The sequence below is a fragment of the Leptospira jelokensis genome, from assembly GCF_004769635.1.
In the GTDB taxonomy this organism is placed as follows: domain Bacteria; phylum Spirochaetota; class Leptospiria; order Leptospirales; family Leptospiraceae; genus Leptospira_A; species Leptospira_A jelokensis.
Genome location: NZ_RQGH01000015.1, coordinates 34,371 through 59,179 on the forward strand (window position 1 = coordinate 34,371; position 24,809 = coordinate 59,179).

22 protein-coding genes and 1 pseudogene are annotated in these 24,809 nt (G+C 40.3%); 15 read left to right on the forward strand and 8 right to left on the reverse strand.

Annotated elements, in window-relative coordinates:
- The first annotated feature begins 13 nt into the window (after window positions 1-13).
- Both EHQ62_RS08085 and hisC read left to right on the forward strand, forming a co-directional pair.
- On the forward strand, window positions 14-1,531 hold the full coding sequence (locus tag EHQ62_RS08085; RefSeq protein ID WP_135641747.1) for a 2-isopropylmalate synthase: 1,518 nt from the start codon (window positions 14-16) through the stop codon (window positions 1,529-1,531).
- Window positions 1,532-1,534: 3 nt separating this feature from the next.
- On the forward strand, window positions 1,535-2,629 hold the full coding sequence (hisC, locus tag EHQ62_RS08090) for a histidinol-phosphate transaminase (RefSeq protein WP_135641748.1): 1,095 nt from the start codon (window positions 1,535-1,537) through the stop codon (window positions 2,627-2,629).
- A 106-nt stretch (window positions 2,630-2,735) separates the two neighbouring features.
- Here hisC and EHQ62_RS08095 read toward each other — a convergent pair whose 3' ends face one another.
- The gene (locus EHQ62_RS08095; protein ID WP_135641749.1) at window positions 2,736-3,137 is read right to left on the reverse strand and encodes an Hsp20/alpha crystallin family protein; all 402 of its coding nucleotides are present in this window, start codon (window positions 3,135-3,137) and stop codon (window positions 2,736-2,738) included.
- Window positions 3,138-3,149: 12 nt separating this feature from the next.
- Entirely contained in the window at window positions 3,150-3,593 is a 444-nt protein-coding gene (locus EHQ62_RS08100) for an Hsp20/alpha crystallin family protein (protein ID WP_135641750.1), read from the reverse strand.
- A 153-nt stretch (window positions 3,594-3,746) separates the two neighbouring features.
- On the opposite strand from EHQ62_RS08100, the gene EHQ62_RS08105 reads away from it, so the two are divergent.
- Window positions 3,747-4,205 (forward strand): RidA family protein, encoded by a 459-nt coding sequence (locus EHQ62_RS08105; protein WP_135641751.1) that lies wholly within the window; start codon window positions 3,747-3,749, stop codon window positions 4,203-4,205.
- The gene (locus tag EHQ62_RS08110; protein WP_135641752.1) at window positions 4,202-4,753 is read left to right on the forward strand and encodes a hypothetical protein; all 552 of its coding nucleotides are present in this window, start codon (window positions 4,202-4,204) and stop codon (window positions 4,751-4,753) included. The genes EHQ62_RS08105 and EHQ62_RS08110 overlap by 4 nt, the downstream gene beginning before the upstream one ends.
- A gap of 58 nt (window positions 4,754-4,811) precedes the next feature.
- On the opposite strand, the gene clpA is transcribed toward EHQ62_RS08110, so the two are convergent.
- The 5 genes from clpA to EHQ62_RS08135 are packed head-to-tail and all read right to left on the reverse strand — an operon-like array spanning window position 4,812 to window position 12,413.
- Window positions 4,812-7,079, reverse strand: coding sequence for an ATP-dependent Clp protease ATP-binding subunit ClpA (gene clpA / locus EHQ62_RS08115; RefSeq protein WP_135641753.1), 2,268 nt, complete (start codon window positions 7,077-7,079; stop codon window positions 4,812-4,814).
- Window position 7,080: 1 nt separating this feature from the next.
- The gene (gene clpS / locus EHQ62_RS08120; RefSeq protein ID WP_015678154.1) at window positions 7,081-7,416 is read right to left on the reverse strand and encodes an ATP-dependent Clp protease adapter ClpS; all 336 of its coding nucleotides are present in this window, start codon (window positions 7,414-7,416) and stop codon (window positions 7,081-7,083) included.
- Window positions 7,416-8,579, reverse strand: a complete 1,164-nt coding sequence (locus EHQ62_RS08125; RefSeq protein ID WP_135641754.1) for a GNAT family N-acetyltransferase — start codon at window positions 8,577-8,579, stop codon at window positions 7,416-7,418. The genes clpS and EHQ62_RS08125 overlap by 1 nt, the downstream gene beginning before the upstream one ends.
- Window positions 8,580-8,594: 15 nt before the next feature.
- A complete protein-coding gene (locus EHQ62_RS08130) occupies window positions 8,595-11,744 on the reverse strand; it encodes a SpoIIE family protein phosphatase (protein WP_135641755.1) in 3,150 nt (1,049 codons plus the stop codon).
- A 27-nt stretch (window positions 11,745-11,771) separates the two neighbouring features.
- Complete coding sequence (locus EHQ62_RS08135; protein ID WP_135641756.1) at window positions 11,772-12,413, reverse strand: DedA family protein; 642 nt, start codon at window positions 12,411-12,413, stop codon at window positions 11,772-11,774.
- A gap of 90 nt (window positions 12,414-12,503) precedes the next feature.
- On the opposite strand from EHQ62_RS08135, the gene EHQ62_RS08140 reads away from it, so the two are divergent.
- The 5 genes and pseudogenes from EHQ62_RS08140 (at window position 12,504) to EHQ62_RS08160 (ending at window position 17,010) form a co-directional block, all read left to right on the forward strand.
- Complete coding sequence (locus tag EHQ62_RS08140; RefSeq protein ID WP_135641757.1) at window positions 12,504-12,932, forward strand: hypothetical protein; 429 nt, start codon at window positions 12,504-12,506, stop codon at window positions 12,930-12,932.
- Between the two features lie 2 nt (window positions 12,933-12,934).
- On the forward strand, window positions 12,935-14,044 hold the full coding sequence (locus EHQ62_RS08145; RefSeq protein WP_135641758.1) for an AI-2E family transporter: 1,110 nt from the start codon (window positions 12,935-12,937) through the stop codon (window positions 14,042-14,044).
- A complete protein-coding gene (xseA, locus tag EHQ62_RS08150; RefSeq protein ID WP_135641759.1) occupies window positions 14,045-15,322 on the forward strand; it encodes an exodeoxyribonuclease VII large subunit in 1,278 nt (425 codons plus the stop codon).
- Window positions 15,323-15,330: 8 nt separating this feature from the next.
- A complete protein-coding gene (locus tag EHQ62_RS08155) occupies window positions 15,331-15,606 on the forward strand; it encodes an exodeoxyribonuclease VII small subunit (protein ID WP_135641760.1) in 276 nt (91 codons plus the stop codon).
- 3 nt (window positions 15,607-15,609) lie between these two features.
- Window positions 15,610-17,010, forward strand: a pseudogene (locus EHQ62_RS08160) (high affinity choline transporter 1).
- On the opposite strand, the gene EHQ62_RS08165 reads toward EHQ62_RS08160, so the two are convergent.
- Complete coding sequence (locus tag EHQ62_RS08165; protein ID WP_135641761.1) at window positions 16,979-18,028, reverse strand: D-alanine--D-alanine ligase; 1,050 nt, start codon at window positions 18,026-18,028, stop codon at window positions 16,979-16,981. The pseudogene EHQ62_RS08160 and the gene EHQ62_RS08165 sit on opposite strands and share 32 nt — an antisense overlap.
- Before the next feature lie 47 nt (window positions 18,029-18,075).
- On the opposite strand from EHQ62_RS08165, the gene EHQ62_RS08170 reads away from it, so the two are divergent.
- The 6 genes from EHQ62_RS08170 (at window position 18,076) to ptsP (ending at window position 24,737) form a co-directional block, all read left to right on the forward strand.
- Window positions 18,076-19,485, forward strand: coding sequence for a hypothetical protein (locus EHQ62_RS08170; RefSeq protein WP_135641762.1), 1,410 nt, complete (start codon window positions 18,076-18,078; stop codon window positions 19,483-19,485).
- Window positions 19,482-20,258 (forward strand): MlaE family ABC transporter permease, encoded by a 777-nt coding sequence (locus EHQ62_RS08175; protein ID WP_135641763.1) that lies wholly within the window; start codon window positions 19,482-19,484, stop codon window positions 20,256-20,258. The genes EHQ62_RS08170 and EHQ62_RS08175 overlap by 4 nt, the downstream gene beginning before the upstream one ends.
- An 8-nt stretch (window positions 20,259-20,266) precedes the next feature.
- Entirely contained in the window at window positions 20,267-21,055 is a 789-nt protein-coding gene (locus EHQ62_RS08180; RefSeq protein WP_135641764.1) for an ABC transporter ATP-binding protein, read from the forward strand.
- Window positions 21,056-21,087: 32 nt separating this feature from the next.
- Entirely contained in the window at window positions 21,088-21,861 is a 774-nt protein-coding gene (mce, locus tag EHQ62_RS08185; RefSeq protein ID WP_135641765.1) for a mammalian cell entry protein Mce, read from the forward strand.
- A gap of 177 nt (window positions 21,862-22,038) precedes the next feature.
- The gene (lpxC, locus tag EHQ62_RS08190) at window positions 22,039-22,947 is read left to right on the forward strand and encodes a UDP-3-O-acyl-N-acetylglucosamine deacetylase (protein WP_135641766.1); all 909 of its coding nucleotides are present in this window, start codon (window positions 22,039-22,041) and stop codon (window positions 22,945-22,947) included.
- Between the two features lie 62 nt (window positions 22,948-23,009).
- Window positions 23,010-24,737, forward strand: a complete 1,728-nt coding sequence (ptsP, locus tag EHQ62_RS08195) for a phosphoenolpyruvate--protein phosphotransferase (RefSeq protein ID WP_135641767.1) — start codon at window positions 23,010-23,012, stop codon at window positions 24,735-24,737.
- The last annotated feature ends 72 nt before the right edge of the window (window positions 24,738-24,809 follow it).

A 24,809-nucleotide genomic window follows, 5' to 3' on the forward strand; every position in this document is an offset into this window, starting at 1 on the left:
GTTCGGGGAAACTATGATCTGGAAGGAGATGGAAGATTACGTACGGATTTTTGATACCACTTTGCGCGACGGAGAGCAGTGCCCAGGTGCTGCCATGAGTGAGGATGAGAAGGTAGAAATTGCCGGGCACCTCGCTCGGATGAAAGTTGATATCATCGAAGCTGGTTTCCCTGTCTCCTCACCCGTACAGTTTAAGGCTGTGGAACGGATTGCCCGTGAAATCGAAGGACCCACCATTTGTGGTTTAGCCCGTGCCCTAAGGCCGGATTTAGAAGCCGCAAGAGATGCACTGAAACCTGCCAAGTCCAAACGAATCCATACCTTCATTGCTTCCTCTCCCATCCATATGAAACACAAATTGGGTAAGTCACCATCTGAGGTGCTTGAAATGGCAAGGATTGCGGTTCGGATGGCAAAAGACTTTGTACCCGATGTGGAATTTTCACCAGAAGATGCCACTCGTTCCGAATGGGAGTTCTTACGCGAGTTAGTCGAAGCCGTGATCGAAGAAGGTGCCACTACCATTAATATCCCAGATACCGTTGGTTACACAACACCACAAGAATACATGGACCTCTTTCGGTTTCTAAAAACCAAGGTAAAGGGAGCTGACAAAGTAATCTTCTCAGCCCATTGCCATAATGACTTAGGTCTCGCGGTTGCCAATTCCCTTGCCACAGTGCTTGCAGGTGGACGCCAAATTGAATGTACCATCAATGGGATTGGCGAACGAGCTGGGAATACCGCCATGGAAGAAGTGGTGATGGCCCTTAAAACAAGAAAAGATACCTTTGGGGTAGAAACAAAAATAGACTCTACTCTCATCACACGTGGTTCCCATTTGGTAAAAACCATTACGGGGATGGTTGTCCAACCGAACAAAGCCATAGTGGGTGCCAATGCATTTGCTCATGAATCAGGCATCCACCAAGACGGTGTGATCAAAAACCGACAAACCTATGAAATCATGACCCCAGAATCCGTCGGCTTAAAATCCAATCGAATGGTGCTTGGCCGCCACTCAGGAAGGGCTGGATTCAAAGATCGGATCATCCGCATGGGATTTGATCCTAAACCAGAAGAAATCGATAATGCTTACAATCGGTTTTTGGAAATCGCAGACAAAAAAAAGGAAGTTTTCGATGAAGACATCGCTGCCCTGTTCCAATCTGAAATCAGCCGATCCCAAGTGGATGAAACCTACAGGTTATCTTCCTTTGAACAAAATACCGGTTCTGACAAAACTCCTTTTGCGAAGGTCACCTTACAAATAAAAGGTGAAACAAAGACAGGAGAAGCAAAAGGGGATGGTCCAGTCGATAGTATCTTCAAAGCGATTTCTTCTCTGACAGGTCTTTCTCCTTTGCTTTCTCGTCTTGTGATATCCCCCGTTACTGAAGGAACGGATGCCATGGCAGAAGCCTCTGTCACTTTGGAAGAAGGCGAAAGGCGTGTCGTGGGTAAAGGTGATTCCACTGATATCATTGAAGCTTGTGCCAAAGCATACATCAATGCACTGAACCGGTTGTGATGTATGGATTCAGAAAACAAAAACTTTAACCCCGAGTCTTACATTCGAAAGGAACTTTATTCTTTTTTACCTTACACTCCAGGGGAACAACCAGGACTCACAACATCCACCATCAAACTCAATACCAATGAAAACCCATACCCTCCTTCCCCTAAAATCGGTAAGGCGGTAGAAGGAGTTTTGGAAAAGGGATTACTTCGAAAGTATCCCAATTACCATTCTCGAAAATTACAAGAACTCATTGCCAAGGATTTTGATTTAGACCCAAACCAAATCCTTGTGACGAATGGTTCGGACGAAGCCTTACGTTTGTTATTCCAAACGTTTGTAGGTCCAGGGGATGTGGTTGTGGCTCCGGATCCCACCTATTCTTATTATCCGGTCCTAACGGAACAAATGATGGTAGGTGCAAAGTACCTAGCAATCCCTGTTTTAGAAAATCTGCATTTTGATTTGGAAGCATTAAAAAAAAGTAAAGGCAAATTACTTTGTTTTGCACACCCCAACGCTCCCACTGGGATTGCAGAACCAAAAGAGGAATTACTCGCACTTGTGAAATCCTTCAATGGACTTGTCCTTTCCGATGAGGCTTACATTGATTTTGCGGCCCCAGATACAAGTTTGATTCCACATACCAAAGACCATCCCAATCTACTAGTTTCCAGAACCTTTTCGAAATCATATGCTCTCGCAGGACTCCGAGTTGGATACATTGTGGGATCATTGGAAACCATCGCCTGGATACGAAAACTCAAAGATTCCTATAATGTTGGTATCCTTGACCAAGTGATTGCAGAAACATCTTATGCTGATAAGGATTATTTCCTAGAAAAAAGAAATCTTGTGATCCAAGAAAGATCGAGACTCAAATCAAATTTGGAATCCCTTGGATTTACGATACCTGATTCTTCTACGAATTTTTTATTTTGCAAACCCAAACCAGGTGTGTCACCAGAACATTTGTACCTTTCCTTAAAGGAAAAAAACATCCTGATTCGTTATTTTTCTTACGGTATCTGTAAGGACTACATCCGGATCACCATCGGTACAAAGGAAGAAAACGATACTCTGTTCCAAACCATCCAAACGTTTCTCTAAAACAAAACCCAAGAAAACTTTTGTTCTCTTGGGTTTTTGATTTCGGGTTCATAGTTTTTTCTTTAATTTTTTTTATTGGAACTTTTTTATATTTTTGATCCAATACTTAAGAAGTTCGAATTTCTATTTTTGTTTTTTTCGGTTCAACCTTAGGAAGGGTTAGTTCCAGAATTCCGTTTTTGATTTTTGCGATCGCGTTTTCTGAATCTACCGCTTTGCCTATCGTAAACCTTCTTTGGTAATTCCCTTCTCTGTATTCCGCCAACCGAACTTGTCCTCTTTCCACGGTTGGGATTTGGAACTTTCCTTCGAGGAGCAGTTGGTCCTTTTCGATGGTGATTCCAACAGATGTTTCATCTACACCTGGCATTTCCACTCGAAAGAGTAACGAGTTTTCGGTTTCGTAAACATCAACATTAGGAGAATATACTTTTACTTGTGGTTTTACTTCTGTAACTTCTCTTTTTCCATCTACTTCTTGTTTGGTTTCTTTTGTTAATGCATTCATGTCCGATTCTCCTTATCCTAAACTGATGGAAACTTTTTTCGGTTTGTCTTCTTCTCTTCTTGGTAGGTGAATGTTCAATATTCCATTCACATACTTTGCTGAAACTTGGTCTTGGTTCACTCGGAATGGGAGTTCTAACCTTCTATGGAATTCTCCATGGAAAATTTCCCTTCTATGAACTTCAGTCCCTTCTGCTAGTTCTTCCATTTTTTTCTTTCCATGGATAGATAAGATATGGTCTTTCACGCTGATATCAATTTGGTCCGTGTCCACTCCTGGCAAAAGACAAGTCACAAGGGCTTCGTCTTCTTTTGTGTACACATTCACTGGAGGAAAATGCGAGGAACTTCCGAATTGGTCATCCAAGATGGATCGAGTCAACTCATCGTTCAAACGATCAAAATCTCTCCAAAACTGGTTTGCTTTCGTTTGTGGGTCTAAAATTCGAAATAACATGCAAAATCTCCTTTTGGCACTCTTATTCGTAGCCTGCTATTTTCATTAGCACTCTACATCTTTGACTGCCAAATGTCAATCCAAAAATGGTTTTTTTGCAGTCCGAAAAAAAAATTTTGTCTCCAAGGGGCTGAATCCATAGTTTGGATCGCAATGGCCATCACTGAACAATTGCAAACCCTTGGGATCCAAATCCCTCCAGTTCCCCAAGCCCTCGCGGCCTACATCCCCTCCAAACGTTCCGGGAACTTAGTTTTTACATCAGGCCAATTGCCCCTAGTGGCAGGAAAATTAACCAAAACAGGAAAAGTTGGCAAAGGCATCACACTTCCAGAAGCACAAGCGGAAGCAAAACAATGCCTACTCAATGCACTCTCCACCCTCCTCTTACACATCGAATCCTTGGACCAAGTGAAATCGGTTGTGAAACTGGGAGTGTATGTTGCATGTGATGAATCGTTCACCGAACAACATTTAGTTGCCAATGGTGCATCGGAGCTTGTCGTACAAATCTTTGGTGAAAAGGGTAAACATGCACGTTTTGCCATTGGGGTAAGTTCTCTTCCATTGGATGCTTGTGTGGAATTAGAAATGACAGTGGAAGTAGAATGACCGGATCCATCCTGAATTTTTTCCAAGAAAGTATTTTGTTTTTAAAAGAAACTCTTAAACTCATTCCTGATTTAATTAAAGTTTGGTGGCATTTAGGCCAAAAAATATTTTTGTCTTTATACAGGTATTGGAATACAAAACTTTTTTTTGATAAAATCTTTTTTGTTTTTTTGTTTTTACAATTATTATTTTCTGTATTGCCTTGGTTTCGTTACGAAATCAGTTTTTTTGAGGGCAAGGAATCCGTTTCTCTTAGCCCCAAACTCAATTCAATTTTCATTTTGATTAGTTTACTCAACTTTTTCTTTTTAGGATTTTGGAAATCCACATGGACAAGGATTTGGTTTTTTGCAACCGAAATGGTTTGCCTCATCATCGTCCTTTGGGGTTATTTGGATCCAAAGCGCACCTATTATGATTTTGTGGATGCGAAGGAAGTGGATACCCAAATCACATATTATTTCTTTCTCGTCTCTTTAGGACTCTCTTTTGTATTCGGGTATTTAAGTTTCAAAAAAGAAGACGAAGTTTTTTTGCAGAACCCTTAACCTTTTCCTAAAGGCAAATGCAGGAAAAACTTACAATCGCTAAGGATCAATATGCAATCTACGATTCTAAGATTTCCAATTTGGTTTTCCCTTCCGAAGGTACCGCGTCAACCAAGTAGGATTTTACCTTTTCTTTGTGGAAAAGGATCTTTTTTGAAAGTGGTTTTCCGATTTCTGAATTGATAATCCTTTGGATGGGCCTTGCACCCATTGCCCTGTCGTATCCCGATTCTGCTAGGTAAGTTACTGCTTTATCAGAAATTTCCAATTGGATTCCCTTTTCTTTGGCTTTCCATTGTAAGGTTTTAAACATTCGTTTCACCACTTGTTCCACAATGGAAACTGAAAGTGGATTGAATTCTATGACGGCCGTTAAACGATTCCGAAATTCTGGAGTAAATGTACGTTCAATTGCTTTTAATGAACGATCATCATAACGGTCTGTATCAAAACCAAGCATCGGTTTGGAACTTTCCTGAGCACCTGTGTTTGTCGTTAGAATCAAAATTACATTTTTAAAATCGGCTTTTTTCCCAGTGCTATCTGTGAGGGTTGCATGGTCCATCACCTGTAATAGGATGTTGTAAATGTCTTCATGTGCCTTTTCGATTTCATCGAATAACAAAACACAATGGGGTGATTTTGCGATGGCGTCTGTGAGTTGGCCCCCTTGGTCATAACCCACATATCCAGGAGGACTACCAATCAAACGGGAAACAGAATGTTTCTCCATGTATTCACTCATATCGAAACGTAAAAATTCGATTCCCATTTTTTCTGCGAGGGTTTTTGCTACTTCTGTTTTTCCAACACCAGTTGGCCCCACAAATAAAAAACTGCCTATGGGTTTTCCTTCATCACCAAGCCCAGACCTAGAGTAATGAATGGCATCCACAATTTGGTCAATGGCATGGTTTTGCCCGAAAACTACGGATTTGATTTCTGTATCTAACGTTTCTAATTTCTTTTTATCGTCAGCTTTTACCGTTTTTTCAGGGATTTTGGCAATCTTTGCGACAAGGGTTTCAATTTCTAAAATCCCAACTGATTTTTTTGCTTTTTCTTTATTTTCGTCTCTCAACTTTACAAAAGCACCTGCCTCATCCATCAAATCAATGGCTTTGTCAGGCAAAAACCTGTCTCGTAAATGCAAACTTGAAAGGTCCACACAGGCTTCCATTGCCTTTGTGCTATAGGTAACACCATGAAAGGATTCGTATTTAGGTTTAAGACCATTTAATATCTGTATGGCGTCTTCTCGACTCGGCTCTGTAACTTCAATTTTTTGGAATCTTCTGGAAAGGGCATGGTCTTTCTCAAATATCGATTTGTATTCCTTGTAAGTTGTGGTTCCAATGCATTTGAGTTCACCATTGGCAAGTGCTGGTTTCATTAGGTTGGAAGCATCGAGGCTCCCACCAGACACTGCTCCTGCTCCGACAATGGTATGAATCTCATCTATAAAAATAACTTTTTCTGGTTTACCAACTAATTCTTGTAAAATGGCTTTTAGACGTTCCTCAAATTCACCTCGGAACTTAGTGCCTGCCATCACTAGACCCATGTCTAGTGAGTAAATTTCTAGCCCTAACAAACTTTTGGGAACATTTCCACTTACCACTCGCTCCGCAATTCCTTCCACGATGGAAGTTTTACCGACACCTGCTTCCCCCACAAATATTGGGTTATTTTTCCTACGCCTAGACAAGATATGGATTGTCCTTTGGATTTCTGTGTCCCTGCCGATACAAGGGTCAAGTTTTCCCAATTTCGCTTTTTCGGTTAAGTTCACACAAAATTTCTCTAAAGCGGATTGTTTTGACCGGTCTTCATTTTCCTCATCGAGTCCTTCCGATGATTCCGAAAAATCAAAATCAGAATCGTCTTTCTCTTTTTTCACCCCATGAGAGATGTATTTGATCACATCAAGTCGTTTGATGTCTTGTTTGGCGAGTAGGTAACAAGCTTGGCTATCTTCCTCTCGAAATAAAGCAACAAGCACATTATTCCCATCAACTTCGTCTTTCCCAGAGTTTTGTACGTGAAAGGCGGCAAACTGAATGACAAACTGAACCCCAACGGTATACTTAGGTTGGACTTTTAAATTTGGGACGGCAATGGACGACAAGTCATCTTCAAAATAATCTAATAGTTCTTCTCGGAGTAAATCCAAATCACACCCTACATTGATGAGAACATCCTTTGTTTTTTCATTAAAAGTAAGTCCATATAACAAATGTTCTAACGTAATAAATTCATGGTGGAATTTACTTGCTTCGGTTTGTGCGAGTTCTAAGGTTTTTTCTAAGTCTTGTGAAAAATTCATATCATTCTTCCTTTGCCAATTGGCATTGTAATGGATGACCCGCCTCATCTGCTAAGCGGTGTACATCCTGAACCTTGGTTCTTGCGATGTCTAAAGAATACACTCCACAAACAGCAGAACCTTCTGTGTGAGCTTTCCACATAATCTGACGAGATTCTTCCATTGATTTACGAAATACTATAGCGAGTACATAAACAACAAATTCCTGAGGGGTGTAATCATCGTTAATCAGGATGACTTGGTAACGATTTGGTTTTTTAACCTGTTTTTTCTGTTTCTCTTTCTCTAAAAGTTCTACATTAAAATCAGTATAGGATTTCCGTTTTGTTTCTGACATTAGCCCTCCCTCAAGGATTTGATGGGAGAGTGTGAATTGTAAGCGGCAATGTTTTCTCTCTCCATTTGGATTTCTTTTTCTAAATAGGATGTAATGGCATCCCTACCTTGTTCATGGTAAATATAATGGGAACTGTACATCGGCACTGTCTCATACCCTCGAAGGAATTTATGTTCCCCTTGGGCCCCTGCCTCCACCCTTTCCATTTTATGTTCAATTGCATAATCAATCAATCGGTAATAACAACATTCAAAATGCAAATTGGGTACATATTCCGTGGCTCCCCAATAGCGACCGAATAAATAACCATCGCGAAAAAAATTCCAACTGCCTCCAATAGGATCTCCATTGGGATGAAACGCGATCACCAAAAGCAAACGATGTTTGAATGTTTCCACCATCTGTTCAAAGAACCGCCGATTCAAATAGGCTTGGCCCCATTTTTTACTGTGAGTGTCCTTATAGAATTCATAAAAAATGGACGCGTGTTTTGATTCAATGAGGTCTCCTGTGAGTGTTTGGATCTTAAGGCCAGTTTCCCCTATTTTTTTCCTTTCACTGCGGATTGATTTTCGTCTTTCTTTGACTAGGGTGGCAAGGAAGTCTTCAAAACTCTGAAATCCTCTATTGAACCAGTGGTATTGGTGAGACAGTCTTGGTGCAAAACCTGCGGGTTCACTGAAACCTTGTTCTTCTTCTTTACAAAAAAGGATGTGCACCGATGATACATTTTCCTGTTTTCCAAATTCTTTTAATTTTGTTAGTAGCAGATCGCATAATACTTGTTTATCGCCATTATCTAAACTTGGATCTAGTAAAAACCGAGAACCTGTCACGGGTGTAAAGGGAACAGCAACAGTGAGTTTTGGGTAGTATGGGATGCCTGCCCTATGGAATGCATTGGCCCATTGGAAATCAAAAATATATTCCCCATAGGAATCTTTCCGCAAATAGGCAGGTAAAATGCCAACAAGAGTATTTTCTTTTTTGGCTGTGACGATAACAGGAACCCAATCGGATTTTGCGATACAACCTGTAGCTTCCAGACCGACCAAAAATTCATGTTCTTGGAAAAGGGAATCAGCTGGAACAAGCCGATTCCACTCATCCTTGTCCCAATCTAAAAAACTATGGGATATCTCTATTTTGATGTTGGGTTCCACTCACAATCTTAGACTCTAACGAGATTCTTCTTGTTTGATTTGTTTTTTCCGAATGTGATCGATCAAACGAGTGAGGCTTGGATTTTCGGGATCCAACTCACTGGCAGAACTCAATATATTTTCGGCACGTGCGTAGTTTTTATCGGCCAAGTAAGTTTGCCCCAAATTGATTAGGTTTTTTACATGGTTTGGATCTCGTAACCTCACCCGTTCCCCAAAGTCAATAGCGGTTTTGATATCGGCAACCTTCCTTGCACAAAAGGCTGTGATGTACATGATTTCTGTGTCCATAGGCCGGAGCAAACTATAGTCCTTTGCCATTTTTTTCGCTTTTCCATAATCTTTTAATTTCAGATATAACTGAATGAATTTCTTTTTGATCTCTGGTATGTTTTCTTCCAAGGAATGTGCCTTCTCTAAATAAGTCACAGCTTCCTGCAAATCAGACGAATCACTTGCCTCTTTTGCTTTCGCCAGTAAAGATTGGATTTCCCTTAGTTTATCCTTTTCGATTTTATGTTTTTCTTTTTCTTCAATAAAGGATACACGGATGAGTGATAAGTCGTCCGTTAGTGCCCCAAATTTTGACATCTCATCATAAATGGCATCAAGCTCACCTTTCCCTGCTTCTACCATTTTAAGGAATAACCTTTCGTCTTCATTGATGACACGTTTTCCATCTTCTGTATGGGAAATAAGCAAATCATCTCGGCCATCAGATCCAGCGATTAAAATATCACCTGCTTCGAGTTGGAAAGTTTTAATGTACAAATTCCCTTGTACACCAGATGTTCCGAGTTTTCGAAACATGAGTTCGTTTTCGATAAAACTTGCGATCCCATCGCGGTACAACACAATCCATGGATGTTCCGCATTGATAAAATAAAGTAAACCCGTTTCATTATCAATGACTCCGAGAACCAAAGAAACAAGCATCGAACCATCAAAGCCTTCAAAAATTTTATGAAGTTCCAAAAAGGTATTTTTGATCCAACGTTCTGGGTAGGTGTTCCTTGCCTCACTGAGTAACTGAGTCCTTGTAATGATCGATTCAAAAACTGACCCTAAAACCAGTGCTCCACCCGCCCCTTGCATTGATTTTCCCATCGCATCTGCATTTAAAAAAACCGTATACGACCTGTTATTTAAAACGATTTGGTTTGCGATATTTAAATCGCCACCTATCTCTTTTTCATATTGTTTGAAGGTAAATTTTTTCTTTTGTTCTAAAAGAAAATCAACATGTACGTTTTCATGCATCGCATGATTTACGTTAAATGGTTGTAATAATAATGATGTTAAAAAATAGTCTCCATCTTGTTGGTGTTTTAAGGATTGTACTTCTTTTAAGGTATTTTCCAATTCCTTTGTTCGTTCTTGGACTTTTTCCTCTAATTGTTCTGCGTATTGTTGTAATTTTTTCCGAGCGGCTTGGATGGAACGAACCATACGGTTAAAGGAACGTGCCATAAATCCAATATCATCTTCAACATGAACTGTTAGGCGGTGCTCCAAATTCCCGGAATTCACCTCTGTGAGTCCCTCAATGATCTGTTCAATAGGCCGAATGAGAGCGATTAAGAAAAACAACCGATAACCAAAAATCACAAGCATTGCTAGAGCCAAAAGACCGATGATCCAAGGTAAAGTGACTTCGTGTTGGAATTCTCGGTAGTCACCATAAGGATAACCTACCTCGTGTACGATTCCATTTTTTTTATCAACGATCAAGTAACTGACAAAAAACGAATGTTCGGGAAGGTTTGATTCAAACTTAACTTGCCCCCTATAATTTCGTTCTCCATGATTTGGCATGGGCGAAAAAAGTTTTTCCAAGGTTTCCCATTTCTCTTTTTCTGACAAACTTGAATTTAAGACACTGCGTGCTTCTGTGTAAAATCCAGACAAAGCCCCTTCTTCTTTTTTGACAAGGCCCATCGCTTTTTCTTGGAAACCGGAAACAGGGATCTCCCTTAATTTGTTTCGTGTGTATAAAATTTTTCGTTTTTCAGACTCTATCCTTGCAATGAGTTCTTTTGCACTTTGGACATCACCTTCACTCGTCAATCGGAGTATCTCTTTCGCATAACCACGACTTGTTTTTGGTAAAGAATTCACCAAACTAATTGTTTTTTCTTTCCAATTCGGATCATTTTCGTATGAGAGAACCATCTCTAAGGCCCAAACATTCCAAAACTCAGCCTCATAGGCATTTGGTTCAATTTTAGTTTCTTCCTTTCCTAAATGGTGGTGAAAGGTCCTTTCCTTTGTGTCATAGGAATAATGGAAACTTGGGACTTGGTCGGTTTCCAAACCTGCAATAAAATTTTTTGCCCGAGCCGTATGCACTAAGTCATAATTAGATTCCGTTTGTTGGATCACGGAATAAGCGACAACTTGTAAAATGAGTAAAAATGAAGCCAAGGAAATGCCAATGATCCTTGAGATGATAGTTGTTTTGTCTTTTGTATTATTGATGTAGACAACGTTTGCGACAAACAAACCAACCACTAAAATTAAGTCAGTGATGGTTTGGTAAAGACCCCTTCCGATGGCACCATCCCTCGATAGCACATTTAAAAAACCAGGGATCATGGTGATGAGAACAAACGAAATTAAGATACTGATGATTGTGAATTTCGACTCTTTTGGAATTTTAAATAACTGGATGATGGCAACAACAGTAAAGGAAACAAAAAAGACTAAAACAATGATGGCATAGGCTTTATAAAAAACAGGGAGTGGAAAATCCCAATAATGCCCACTGAAAAAAAAGAGGCGGCCAGCCGTTAGGCTAATGAATACAAAATACGCTGTCACAAATACAACAACTGCACTGAGTACGCGAAAGATGATTTTCTTTAACCTGGGAAAATAAATTTCCGGGTAACTAAGGAAAAATCCCGTGAGGTATACAGATCCAGCCATTGCCCCTATGATGACAAACCATCTCATATAAGCTGAGGCAGGGCCCATAAAGGAAAAGTTGATAAGGTATCCAAAATGGAAAAGGCCAAGCCATAAGGTTGCCATTCCTAAATTATAGGTGGCTTCCGACTTTTCTTTCACCGTTAAAAATAATTGTGCATTGTAAAAAGTGAAAATCACTCCTACTAAAGATCCAAAAGTATAAAAATCAAACGCTATCTTTCCCCAAGATTCCATGGATGAAAACCCTAACAGATTATCAAATCATGTCAACTTCGTATTTCGTTTCCGTAAGATTTGGACCATTATGGTTACAAAAATGATGAAGAGGATAACACCAATCGTTCGATTGTAGTAAGATAGTATAACAATGATTTGGTTCCAATTGGATCCAACGAAAGATCCTGCAAATAAAAGTATGCCACACCAAAGGGAAATGGCGATGGAATACAGGATTACAAATTTAATGATGTTCATTTTGGACATTCCAGCGACAATCGAGACAAAAAAACGAATGCCTGCGGAAAACCGTGAAACCAAAACCACTACAATTTCAAATTTACGAAACCATACCAAAGTCTTTCGTAGATTTTCTTCATGGTACAGTTTAGACAAAAAAGGAATTTTTGTTTCTTTTAAAAAAAGTAAAAACCGTTCCCCAAAATAGTACATGGTAAGGGCACCCAGGAGATTGCCCACATAGGTGGCAAAAATGACGGCAATAAAAGAAATAGGTGAATGTTCACTCGAAGAAATAAAACCGGAAAAAACAGTTACGGTATCCCCAGGCCAAGGTGGGAAAATATTCTCTAAAAAATTGGAAAAACAAAAAAATGCCCATAGTACGAGCGGCGGTAATTCCAAAATCCGATTAAGGATCGTTTCAAAAGGGATGGAATCCAACACAGTGGAAAGAATATACCTTTCTCCTGATAAGCAACTAAGAATTTAAAAAATGAATGGAAGGAATCCCTAGTAGGACATTTGCTTTCCCTAATGCTTCGATTTTCGTTTTTTCTGATTTTCCTATTTTGGCAATGCCAACCAAGTCAAGTCCCAGAAACCTACCGGTTTGACCCCATCACAGTGAGCCAATACCCAATCAGTGCTCCTCCTGCCTTTCCACAGTCATTTTTTCCCGAATCAGCAAAATTCATCCAATCCAGTGAGTTCAAAACAAGCCACATCCACACCAAAGAAGCATTTTTACTATTGGAAACCGATGAGCCTTTGGCCGATCTCCAGAAGCGAATTGACTTACGAGCAAGCCAAGGCGACTGGAAACTCATCGAAAAAAACACAAAGGATGCAGAGGTGTTTTACCTTTTAGAAGGTTATATCAAAAAATCCCTTTCGATTTCAATTACGAGCCATGGCAAAACAAACCAAATGCGGTTTTATTTCAAAAAACATAGTACCTATTAAATATGAATTGGATTAAAAATAAAAACGAAACAATCGTATATATCTTGTTAGCAGGGATTTTCCTTGCGACATGTTTCACTTTGTTTTTTGTTTTCAAACCCTTTTTATGGGCTAGTTTTTTGTCTTTATTATTTTATTTGACCACTCGCAAACTCCACAAACGTTTAAAAAATTTTTTAGGCATTAAGTTCCACGGACTTTCTCCTTACATCATGGTCATCTTAATGTTGGCCTGTGTTTTTATTCCCTCTTATCTGATTGTTTCCACCTTGATCCGCGAATCTTTAAACTTAGTCAGTTATGTGAGAAACCAACTCACTGAAGAATCCATTGTATCCCTATTACTCAATAGTCCAATGTTAACTGACTTTTTTACGGAAAATGAATTTTTTTGGATCAAACTTCCGATCCTCTACCGCGAGTATGTGGGACAACATATGGACATTCTGAATTTAGATTCCATCTATAGTTTGTTAAAAAATTCTTCTGGATTTTTGATTGGTAGTTTTGAAGTACCTGGTGCCATCATCTTCAATGGATTTTTTACCTTTATCTTACTTTTTTTCCTCTATAAAGAAGGAAGCAGAATGGAACATGCCTTGTTTTTATTATTACCTTTCCCTACAGAAATTGAAGAACGACTTGGTCGTAGGATCGAGGAAGCCATTCGTACGGTGATGATGGGAAATTTATTCATTTCCTTACTCCAAGGGGCTCTCGTTTACGTACTGTTACTTTTTACATCTGTCTCAAATAAGTTTTTACTCTCAAGTATCGCCACTATCTTTTCACTCATCCCTGTTGTAGGCACATCTGTTGTTTGGTTTCCCATCGGTTTGTACATTGGCCTTGTGCAAGAGAATTGGACGGGAAGTATTTTATTTATGATTGCAGGTGGAGCAAGTTACCTCATTTTAGAAAATTTTGTGAAACCAAAAATTTTAGATAAAAAACTAAAAACCCATCCTTTCCTAATTTTCCTCTCACTGATTGGCGGATTACAAGAATTTGGTGTTGCAGGGATCATCATTGGACCAATGGCCTTAACCCTTGTCATCATCCTTTGGGACTTTTGGAAAATTTTTAGGGAAACTCGCTTCAAAACCACATAAATGGAAACTGTTGACTCCTCCCTTACTGTAAGCGAAGTCAATCGCCGCATCAAAGCGAAACTCCAAGATTCACCCGAATTCAAAAATTTCTGGGTTCGCGGTGAGATTTCCAATTTCAGCCAAACCAATAGTTCAGGGCATATGTATTTTTCTTTAAAGGATACAGCCAGTGTCATCAAATGTGCTTTTTTTTCATACCAAGCAAAAAATTACAGAGGTACACCGTTACGAAATGGTATGGAAATCCTAGTTTATGGATCGGTCTCTGTTTATGAACCTGGTGGGTACTATAGTTTAACGGTCCAAAAGATCGAAGAACTTGGTGAAGGTGATATTCTTTTAAAAATTGAAAAATTAAAAAAACAATTAGCTGAAAAAGGTATTTTTGATGCCACTCACAAACGTCCATTACCAAAATTTCCCAAACGATTAGGAATTGTCACGTCCCCAAAGGGTGCCGCTGTAGAAGACATCATTCGTATCGCCACAGACCTAAACCCTTCCATACAAATCTTAGTTTCTCCCTGCCTAGTCCAAGGAGACGGAGCAGAAAATTCGATCATCGAAGCCATAAAAGAAATCAATGACCCAAAATGGGAAGTGGATGTGATCATCGCAGGACGTGGTGGTGGTTCCTTCGAAGACCTAATGGCGTTTAACCAAGAATCGGTGGTGATGGCCTATTACCAATCTCGGATTCCGATTATTTCTGCCGTAGGCCATGAAATTGACCGTGTGCTCACTGATTTAGCGGCGGATGCAACAACACCCACTCCCACTGCCGCTGCAAAATTAGCAATTCCCAATGTATCAGATACATTGATCCGATTAGATGAAATAGAAGACAGACTTAGGTCTGCCCTAACAGGCGTCATTCGAATTGGAAAAGAAAAAATGACAGGTGTGACAACACGTGTTGTCTTACAAAATCCAGAATCAATTTTAGAACCAAGACAAAACCATTTTGATGAATTGATGACTAAAATTTCTTTACTTGGTAAAAACTACCTTGTCAAAAAACAAAGTGAATTCCAAAAAATTGATACTTTGTCAAACAATTGGAAATCGTATTTAGAAAGAATCCAAAACAAATTTAAACTCGCAGAACAAAGATTAGATCATTTTTCCCCACTTGGGACATTAAAACGTGGTTTTTCTGTTTTACGAAACGCAAACAAACAAGTGATTTCATCGGTAAAACAAATAAAAGAAAAGGAAACTTTGGAAGTTTTTTTATTTGATGGAAAACTCCAAGTAGAAGTGAAAGAAAAAGGTTAGGAAACACCATGGTAGAAAAAAAATCAATTAGTTTTGAAGAGGCAATTCGCGAATTAGAAGACATTGCTGAAAAATTAGAACGTGGCACTTTGTCCTTAGAAGATTCCATCAAAGCCTATGAAAGAGGTATGGAACTAAAAAAGATTTGTTCGGAACGACTTGTTGATGCGGAAGCAAAAATAGAATTTTTAACGAAATCACCAAGCGGAGAAGTTGTAAAATCTACGGTGAAAAAAAAGAAAGAAGAAACAACTTCGAAACCATTGGAAGAAGATTTATTTTAAAGAATGAATTTCCAAGCCGTTTTCATCCTCGGTTATTTACTCATCACCATTGCCATTGGAATTTACGCGGCAAAAAAAGTTAAAAACTCAAAAGACTTTATTTTAGCGGGAAGGAGTTTACCCCTTCCGATTTCCACTGCGGCATTGTTTGCCACTTGGTTTGGGAGCGAAACCATACTCGGTTCTTCAGTGGAATTTGCAAAAGGTGGTTTTTTAGCCGTCATACAAGATCCGTTTGGTGGTGCACTCTGTCTTTTTTTACTAGGACTTATTTTTGCAAAATACTTGTACCGAATGCAAATCCTAACCTTTGGGGATTTTTACAAAAATCGGTATGGCAAAAAAATGGAGTTCATTGCCGGGATTTGTCTTATCTTTTCCTATTTTGGATGGGTGGCAGCTTAATTTGTGGCTCTTGGAATTATGGTGCAAATTCTCTTTGGAATGAACCAATTTACTGCCATTGTGATTGGTGCATGCCTTGTGGTATTTTATACCTATTTAGGTGGGATGTGGTCTGTCTCCTTAACCGATTTTTTCCAATCCATTTCCATCATTGTTGGGCTTGTTGTCGTCATCATTGAACTAAATGGGATCAAACCCATTTGGAATTCCATTTCGGAAAAACCCGATGGATTTTTTTCCTTTTTTCCAGAATCCAATTACCATGCCTGGACCCTTTACCTGTCTGCCTGGATGGTTGTCGGATTTGGTTCCTTGCCTCAACAAGATATCTTCCAAAGGGTGATGTCTGCAAAATCAGAAAAAGTTGCCATTAGAGCATCTTACTTTTCCTCCATCTTGTACTTGTTATTTGCGATGATCCCTTTGTTTTTGGGGTTACATGCAAAAAGTTTAATCCCCGATTTTGATTTAAATTCAGAAACAGGGCAACTGCTAATCCCAACCATGATCTCAAAATTTTGTAGTCCATGGATCCAAGTTTTATTTTTTTCTGCATTGATATCCGCGATTTTATCTACGGCATCAGGTGCCATCCTTGCGCCCTCCTCCATCTTATCTGAGAATATACTAAAATACGCATTTAAGAATATGAATGATAAAAAATTATTACTCCTCTCAAGGGTTTCTGTTCTTATCATTGCCGGTATATCGTTTGTCCTAGCAGTAGGTAAACCATCCATTTATGCTCTTGTTGAAGACTCAGGTGGGATCTCCCTCGTCACTTTGTTTATCCCCATGGTGTTTGGCCTTATGAGTAAACGTGCAGATGAAAGATCTGCTTTATTTTCGTTATTTGTTGGTATTGGGACATGGCTTGTTTTAGAAGTGTATGGTGATGATATGACGAGCCACTTCTATGGAACCATCGCAAGCCTAATTGCGATCCTTGTGGGGATGTATCTTTTTCCTAAGAAAGAGAAATCTCAAGTAACCACGTAAATACATCCTTCATCTCGATCCCAAGTGCCTTGGCTTGTTGAGGGATGAGGCTTGTGCCAGTCATGCCAGGTAATGTATTGGTTTCCAAAACATATGGAATTCCATCGGAGATGATAAAATCTGTCCTGGAATAACCCTTGCATCCAAGTATCTGATGGCAAGACAAACTATATTCTTGTAAGGTCTTTGTGATGGTTTCCCCAACTGGCGCGGGTGTGATTTCTTCACTGGCACCTTTTGTGTATTTGGCTTCAAAATCAAAAAATTCTGATTTCGGACGGATTTCTGTTGGCACTAAGGCAAAAGGATTTCGTTTTTTCCCTTCAGGTTTTTCCAGGACACCAATCGATACTTCCGTTCCCGTTACTAATTTTTGCACAAGCACTCGGTCTTCCGAAACAAAGATTTTATCCACTAAAGTCATCGCTTCTTCGGCTGTTTTTGCCATACCAGTGTTTACACTAGATCCACCTAACGTAGGTTTTATGAAAACGGGGTAAGAAAATGGTAAATTGAGTAAGGTTTTTCTGGAATCAGATTTTCCCTTTTCCAATTCCAAAAAAGGTGCCACAGGAATGCCAATTGTCTGGAACAAAAGATTGGCTCTATATTTATCCATGGCAAGGGCTGATGAAAGAACCCCAGATCCTGTATGTGGGATACCCATGATATCTAAAAAGCCTTGGATCCTGCCATCTTCTCCGGCACCACCGTGTAATCCAAGAAAGGCGGAAGAAAGACCTAATTTCCCTAGTTCACCTGGGAGGCTATGTGAGGTAATCCCATTGGCAGTATTAAATTCTTGTGAAAATTCAGTTTCATTTTTTCCAGTAGGATCGGGATAAATGGGACCTTCATTTTTAGGGATCCAAAATTTACCATTGGAGTCGATGTAAATGGGACAAACATCGTATTTTTCCCTATCAATCGTAGCAAAAATAAAAGAGGAAGAACGAACAGAAATGATATGTTCTCCGGAGACTCCTCCGAAAAGCAATGCTATTTTGGTTTTGGGCATGAAATCACTTGATTCCTTTTCGTGAAAGTGAACGATATTGAAATTACGTGGATTCCCGCTTTAAAATTCAATTCGGAATTGTTTTTTCTTTCCTCTTTCTCTGTTCCTCTTTACAGGCCAAAATTCCAAATTCATTCACCGAAGATACCAAATCCAAATATTCACAATTTTGGTTTTTATATGAAGCGGAATCTCGTGGACGACAAAACTTTTTTGCCTTTCGTCCATTTTATATGAGTTTCACCGATAGGTCGTACGCCTTTCAATTCCGAAGTTACCTTTCACCCATTTATTACAAAGAAGAAACCAATTACTGGTACACTTGGTCCTCTTTATTTTTTTTCAGTGGGACTGGATTCAAACATGTGGAAGGGGATGAAGACGAAGACATACTCATCACTCCACTTTTTTTATGGGGAAAAGGGGAATCACAACGAGAAAATTATTATAGTATCTTTCCCATCTATGGAAAAATCCGTAACAAACTTTCCTACCAAGAACTCAATTACGTACTCTTTCCCATTTACTCGGAATGGAAATACAAAACTTACAAAGCAAAGTCTATACTCTGGCCATTCGTGATGTGGGGAGGATCAGAAACTAGAGATGATTTTAGGGTGTTTCCTTTTTATTCTAAAAAAGAGCATGAAGGGAAGTACAGGCGTTATTCGGTCTTATGGCCTTTTTTCCAATGGGGAGAAGAACGTTTGGATAAAAAAGAACCTACTACTTACCAAATTTATTTTCCGTTTTACAACCAAAAAGATTCCCTCGATGGGAATATGAAAAGTAGAGCCTTCCTATGGTTTCCATTGATCAATTCCCTATTTTCCTATGGGTATGACAAAAAAACGGGACAAACCAACTACACTGCCCTTTTCATTTTATTCCAATACACAACTTCTACAAAAAAAGACACTGAAAAACTTGTATTTTTTCCCTTGTATGGGTATTCCTATTTTGCCAATAAAGAAGCTGAGTTCATCACACCGTTTTACATCCGTTTATCGCAAAATACTTCCCATTTAAAATCTACATCCCATTTCCTTTTGCCATTTTATTCTCATATGAAAAATGAGTATGTCCAAACCGGACGAGAGGATTATTATTGGAAACTTTGGCCACTCTTTCGATACCATAAAGACCCAGAAGGGAATTTTGGATGGAATACTTTAGCCATCATCCCGGTTCGTTTTGAAGTGATGGAAGATGTTTGGGAACCAATCTTCTCTCTCATTGAATACAAAAGGTCATCTAATGGAGAAAAACGATTGCACCTAATTACAAGACTTTATACACAAAGATGGACAGAGGATGAAACACATATCCACATCCCTATTCTAATGGAATATTCAAAATCAAAATCAGGTTTTCGGTATGAATTTGCTTATGGTTTACTTGGGATCGATACAAGGGAAGATACCAATCATTACAAATTCTTTTGGTGGGAAATATGATCCGATTGTATCGTAAAACCGTGGAACCATTCCTCTATGCCATTGGGTATACTGTTTTACTTCTGTTTCGAGCCATAGGCCAATCCCACCATTTGTATTTCAAAAGGCGTGAAATCTTAGAACAGATGTTTATCGCTGGTGTTGGTTCTTTATTTGTGGTTTCCATCGTTTCCATTTTCACTGGTATGATCCTTGGATTGAATACTGGACTTGGGTTACGAGACTTTGGAGCGGAAGGTCAAATTGGACTCTTACTCACCATCACACTCACAAGAGAGATGTCACCTTTTATGACCTCTCTCATCCTTGCCGCATCTGTTGGATCAGCGATGGCCGCTGAAATTGGTACCATGAAAGTATCTGAAGAAATTGATGCCTTGGAAGTCATGTCCATAAGCCCTGTTCGCTACCTTGTCATGCCTCGTATCGTAGGTTTTTCGATTATGGTGCCTGTACTTTGTGTGTATTCGGCAGCACTTGGGATATTAGGTGGAGGGATTGTTGGCCATTTCCAATTGGGAATTGATATGATCAGTTATTTCCAAGATGTTTACTACCGCATCTCCTCTGTGCCTGGGCTAAAGGATTTATATGTCGGTTTACTCAAAGGTTATGTTTTTGGATTGTCGATTGCTACCATCTCTTGTAGCCAAGGACTCCGAACCGAAGGTGGTGCCATCGGTGTGGGCCAAACGACAAGAAAGGCTGTTGTGACCTCATTCCTTATGGTCATTTTTTCCGGTTATGTGCTCACGGCACTCTTTTACAAATAAAGGACAATATGGAACCATTTGCCATTGAAATGAAAAATGTTCACAAAGCCTTCGGCAAACGTAAGATCTTACGTGGTATGAACTTACAAGTGAAACAAGGGGAAACCATGGTCATCCTCGGACCCTCAGGTACGGGAAAATCGGTGAGTCTCAAACACATCACGGGCCTTCTTGACCCTGACGAAGGGGATTGTTTTATCTTTGGGGAATCCATCGTCCATGCGAACGAAAAAAAAAGAGAAGAACTACGATCGAAGTTAGGAGTTCTCTTCCAATCAGGAGCCCTGATCAATTGGCTCACTGTGTATGAAAATGTAGCCTTACCACTGAGAGAACATAAAATTGCACACGGGACTGAACTCGATCGGATCGTAATGGAAAAATTACAGTGGTTAGACTTAGTGCCTGCCAAAGACACTTTGCCCAGTAATATTTCAGGGGGGATGAAAAAACGTGTGGGCCTTGCGCGAGCTCTCACCTCACAACCTAAAATTGTGATGTATGATGAACCAACCTCAGGCCTTGACCCGGTTATGTCCAATGTGATCAATGACCTCGTCATCCGATTGCAAAAGGAGTTAGGTCTAACTTCCATTGTGGTCACACATGATATGAATTCAGCATACCGGATCGCCGATCGGATCAGTTTTTTGTATGAAGGCCGAGTGCAGTTTTGTGGCACTTCAGAAGAGATCCAATCCTCCAAGGATCCTGTCATCCAACAGTTCATCCACGGGAATACGGCAGGGCCAATGATCCTCGATCACTCGGAATTAAAAAAAGGAAAATCAAATTGACTTTGTTCACAATCCAAGGAGAATTTTAGAGAATGCCTACCATAGGTCGCGCTCTCATTGTTGGTTTATTATTTGTTTTCTCTCTCGTAGCAGTTGGGTACTTCACCATTGTTACAGAAGGTGGTCCTTTCCAAAAGACAGGTTACCAACTCCCAGTTTACTTTCCCGATGCGGAAGGGATTAAAATTGGAAATAAGGTCACCATCCACGGAGTTCCTTTTGGGTACGTATCCAAAATCCGATTGGTACAGATTGATGAAATGGGAAATCTTTTGCCAGAAGGAGAAACGGGGATTGGAACCAAAGTGGAACTCACCTTACTCCTCAAAGGGAAAGTCCAACTGTTCTCCAATTACGAAATCACGATCAAAAACGAAAGTTTGTTATCAGGCCGCGTAGTGGCTCTCGATCCTGGTTCTAAATTCCCAGTCGATCCCAAAACGAAAGAATACCTGATGACAGAAGCCCCGATGAGCCAAATTGAAATTGCTCCGAGGTCAGGAAAACTCCTCCCCATCCAAGGAAAGGTCACCCAAGACCCACTCGTTTCCTTATCTGAGCTCATCGCCGAGAACCGTTCTGATATTCGTAAGACCGTGCAAAACATTGCAAGTATCACAGGAAAGATCAATGAAGGCCAAGGGACCCTCGGAAAACTCATCAATGAAAGTGATGTTCACAAATCGGTGAACACCACCCTCGGGGATGCGCAAGTGGTCTTAAAGGAACTGAGGGAGGGTCTAGAAGACACCAGAGAACAAGCCCCTGTGACGAGTTTCATTCGTTCTGCACTGAGTGCTTTTTAGTGCTAACACGGAGAATACGGTCCCATTTGTAGCGGAATTTCTTCAAATTACCCCTTTTCCCTGAGCGTCACAATTCCACCACACTGTTGTAAAAAAGAGACATTTTTTTGACTTCTGGTTTCGGTTTTGGAATTGTCCATGGGCCGATTCCTACAAATTTGTAAGTAGGAATTGATTATGCAAACGGTGATCCATCGAAAAACGATCCAAAACTCTGTCACTTTAAAGGGTATTGGCGTACATTCTGGAAAAGTGGTGACACTCCGCCTCCATCCAGCCGAGGCGAATACGGGACTTATCTTCTATCTTTATAAAGGCATCCAAAAAATCAGAATTCCTGTCTCTCTCGACCATGTCGTCGACACAAGCAATGCCACAACCATCGGCGATGGCGGTTCCAACCGGGTCCAAACCATTGAGCATTTGCTCGCAGCGGTGCACACCCTAGGCATAACAGATTGTATTTTTGAAATTGATTCGGTTGAGGTTCCCATTATGGACGGGTCCTCCCTCCCTTTTTGGGAAGGGATTCGTTCCGCCGGCATTCGAGTGCTTGAGGAAACCATAGAGCCCATTACCATCACAAACCCAATTTGGGTGGTAGACGGTGACAAATACCTAGTGATGCTCCCTTCGGATGAATTAAAAGTCACGTATAGCATTGATTTTAACCACCCACTCCTTCGGGGACAATCCTACACCACGACACTAGATGAATCCATTTTGGGATCTGATATCTTACCTGCGAGAACCTTTGGGTTTTTAAAGGATGTAGAAGCGCTCCAGGCTCGTGGACTTGCCATGGGAGGGTCTCTCGACAATGCTGTGGTGCTCACAGACGACGGGTATCTAAACGACCACCTGCGTTATGACAACGAATGTGTCCGCCATAAGATCCTGGACTTAGTGGGTGACCTAGCGGTCATGGGGCGTCCGTTCCGAGGCCATCTCATTGCATCGAAAGCAGGCCATGCCCTAGACATTTCACTTGCGAAGTGCATCATGAGCCAGTTTACGGGGAACGAACTCACCCAGTACAAAAGCAAACGAATCCCTCTTTTCTCCAAAAAAGAAGCCGCAAAGTAAACAAAACCGTTTTTTACTTTCCAAACCAGGCCAAAACAAAAGTATTTTTGGCATAGGTTCGGATGGAAGAAAAAACCACATTTAAAGGCATTTCTGCTTACCCAGGAACAGTTTACGGCAAAGTATTCCGTTGGAAACAAACCAAAAGGAAACGAGAAGACCGTACAGACCTAAGCCCGGAGGAAATCAAAGAGGAAGTGGACCTCTTAAAAAAAGGCCTTCAAAAAACAGAAGATGATTTGGCGGATCTGGTCCAGAAATCAAAACAAAACGAAGAACTCTCCCAGATCCTCGAATCCCAAATTGTTTTCCTAAATGACCCACTCTTTCGCGCGCGTGTCTTTGAACGTATCGCGCAAAACAAAGAATCGGCGGGCCTTGCCTTAGAAACAGCAGTGAGTTCTCTTTACGATGAATTCCAGTCCATCCCCGATGAATTCTTCCGAGAACGAGCCGACCATATCCTCGACATAGGCAAACGGATCGAATCGAATTTGTATCCAGAAAAAGGTACTGAACCCACAGTCATTCCAGAAGACGTCATCTTAATCGCAAAAGAAATCACCCCATCTGAGATGATCCAATTGGGAAAGTCAAAGCTAAGGGGGATCGCCACTGACTTTGGTGGGAAAACGGGGCATACCGCCATCATTGCGAGAAATTATGGAATCCCAACCATTGTTGGTTTGAAAAACATCACCTCACACGTAGAAGATGATGATTATATCTTACTTGATGCCACGAAAGGCATTCTCAACCGAAGCCCTGGGATTGATGAAATCAAACTCGCTGGGATCAAAAGTGAAATCAAAAAAACGATCCCCATCCGAGAGATCAGTGATGGTCCAAGAGAACTCAAAACCAAGGACGGGAAAACGTTTTCATTACGAGCCAATATTGATTCCGAAGAAGAAGTGGATACAGCCTTCTTGCAAGGAGCCGATGGCATAGGCCTTGTTCGTACAGAAATTTTATTCATTCGTTATGTTGAATTCAAACCAACCGAGGAAGAGCAGTTTGCCGTTTACAAACGCATTTTACTGAAAATGGTGGGCCGGCCAGTCACCTTTCGTGTTTGGGACATTGGCGCCGATAAAATGGAAAATGGATACGAAGAAGAAAATCCATTCCTTGGAAACCGAGGCATCCGTTACCTACTGAGGCACCCACATTTTTTTAAAGAACAACTTAGGGCATTACTACGAGCCAGTGAATTTGGAACCATGAGGATCATGCTTCCTATGATCACGACGAGGTCTGAAATCCTCCAAACCAAAGTCCTGATTAAGGAATGTTTAGAAGAATTGAAAACACAAGGCTTAGCCATCACCAAAAAAATCCCTTTGGGCATTATGGTTGAAACTCCTGCTTGTGCTTTGAATTTACCCTTTCTCGGAAATCATGTGGATTTTTATAGCATTGGAACCAATGATTTGTTGCAATACCTACTTGCAGTAGAACGAAACAACCATTTGGTGGGTGACCTATACAACCCTTGGCAAGTTGTGTTTTTATTATTACTGAAAAACATTGTGGATGTTGCCAATTCCCAAAAAAAACCAATCAGCATCTGTGGAGAAATTGGAAGTGATCCCATGTTCACAGCAGTTCTCATTGGCCTTGGGATACGGGATCTAAGCTCTGCCCTACCTTTAATGAAGGAAGTAGGAGAAAAAGTAACAGAGATTTCCACTTGGAAGGCAAAATTACTCGCTGAACAAGTGATCAGTTTGGCGGGCGAAGAAAAGTTTGACGAGATCGAAAAACTTGTGTTAGAAACAAAAGGATAAAGTTTTTCAATTAAAGATACTTTTTTTTAAGAAAGCAAATTTCAAAATGCAATTCATTGCCTAAACCACTCA

Bases quoted from the DNA above. Each gene is read 5' to 3' on its own strand.
- EHQ62_RS08085 (WP_135641747.1), top strand. From the start codon at position 14: ATGATCTGGAAGGAGATGGAAGATTACGTACGGATTTTTGATACCACT.
- hisC (WP_135641748.1), top strand. From the start codon at position 1,535: ATGGATTCAGAAAACAAAAACTTTAACCCCGAGTCTTACATTCGAAAG.
- EHQ62_RS08095 (WP_135641749.1), bottom strand. From the start codon at position 3,137: ATGAATGCATTAACAAAAGAAACCAAACAAGAAGTAGATGGAAAAAGA.
- EHQ62_RS08100 (WP_135641750.1), bottom strand. From the start codon at position 3,593: ATGTTATTTCGAATTTTAGACCCACAAACGAAAGCAAACCAGTTTTGG.
- EHQ62_RS08105 (WP_135641751.1), top strand. From the start codon at position 3,747: ATGGCCATCACTGAACAATTGCAAACCCTTGGGATCCAAATCCCTCCA.
- EHQ62_RS08110 (WP_135641752.1), top strand. From the start codon at position 4,202: ATGACCGGATCCATCCTGAATTTTTTCCAAGAAAGTATTTTGTTTTTA.
- clpA (WP_135641753.1), bottom strand. From the start codon at position 7,079: ATGAATTTTTCACAAGACTTAGAAAAAACCTTAGAACTCGCACAAACC.
- clpS (WP_015678154.1), bottom strand. From the start codon at position 7,416: ATGTCAGAAACAAAACGGAAATCCTATACTGATTTTAATGTAGAACTT.
- EHQ62_RS08130 (WP_135641755.1), bottom strand. From the start codon at position 11,744: ATGGAATCTTGGGGAAAGATAGCGTTTGATTTTTATACTTTTGGATCT.
- EHQ62_RS08140 (WP_135641757.1), top strand. From the start codon at position 12,504: ATGCTTCGATTTTCGTTTTTTCTGATTTTCCTATTTTGGCAATGCCAA.
- EHQ62_RS08145 (WP_135641758.1), top strand. From the start codon at position 12,935: ATGAATTGGATTAAAAATAAAAACGAAACAATCGTATATATCTTGTTA.
- xseA (WP_135641759.1), top strand. From the start codon at position 14,045: ATGGAAACTGTTGACTCCTCCCTTACTGTAAGCGAAGTCAATCGCCGC.
- EHQ62_RS08155 (WP_135641760.1), top strand. From the start codon at position 15,331: ATGGTAGAAAAAAAATCAATTAGTTTTGAAGAGGCAATTCGCGAATTA.
- EHQ62_RS08165 (WP_135641761.1), bottom strand. From the start codon at position 18,028: ATGCCCAAAACCAAAATAGCATTGCTTTTCGGAGGAGTCTCCGGAGAA.
- EHQ62_RS08175 (WP_135641763.1), top strand. From the start codon at position 19,482: ATGATCCGATTGTATCGTAAAACCGTGGAACCATTCCTCTATGCCATT.
- EHQ62_RS08180 (WP_135641764.1), top strand. From the start codon at position 20,267: ATGGAACCATTTGCCATTGAAATGAAAAATGTTCACAAAGCCTTCGGC.
- mce (WP_135641765.1), top strand. From the start codon at position 21,088: ATGCCTACCATAGGTCGCGCTCTCATTGTTGGTTTATTATTTGTTTTC.
- lpxC (WP_135641766.1), top strand. From the start codon at position 22,039: ATGCAAACGGTGATCCATCGAAAAACGATCCAAAACTCTGTCACTTTA.
- ptsP (WP_135641767.1), top strand. From the start codon at position 23,010: ATGGAAGAAAAAACCACATTTAAAGGCATTTCTGCTTACCCAGGAACA.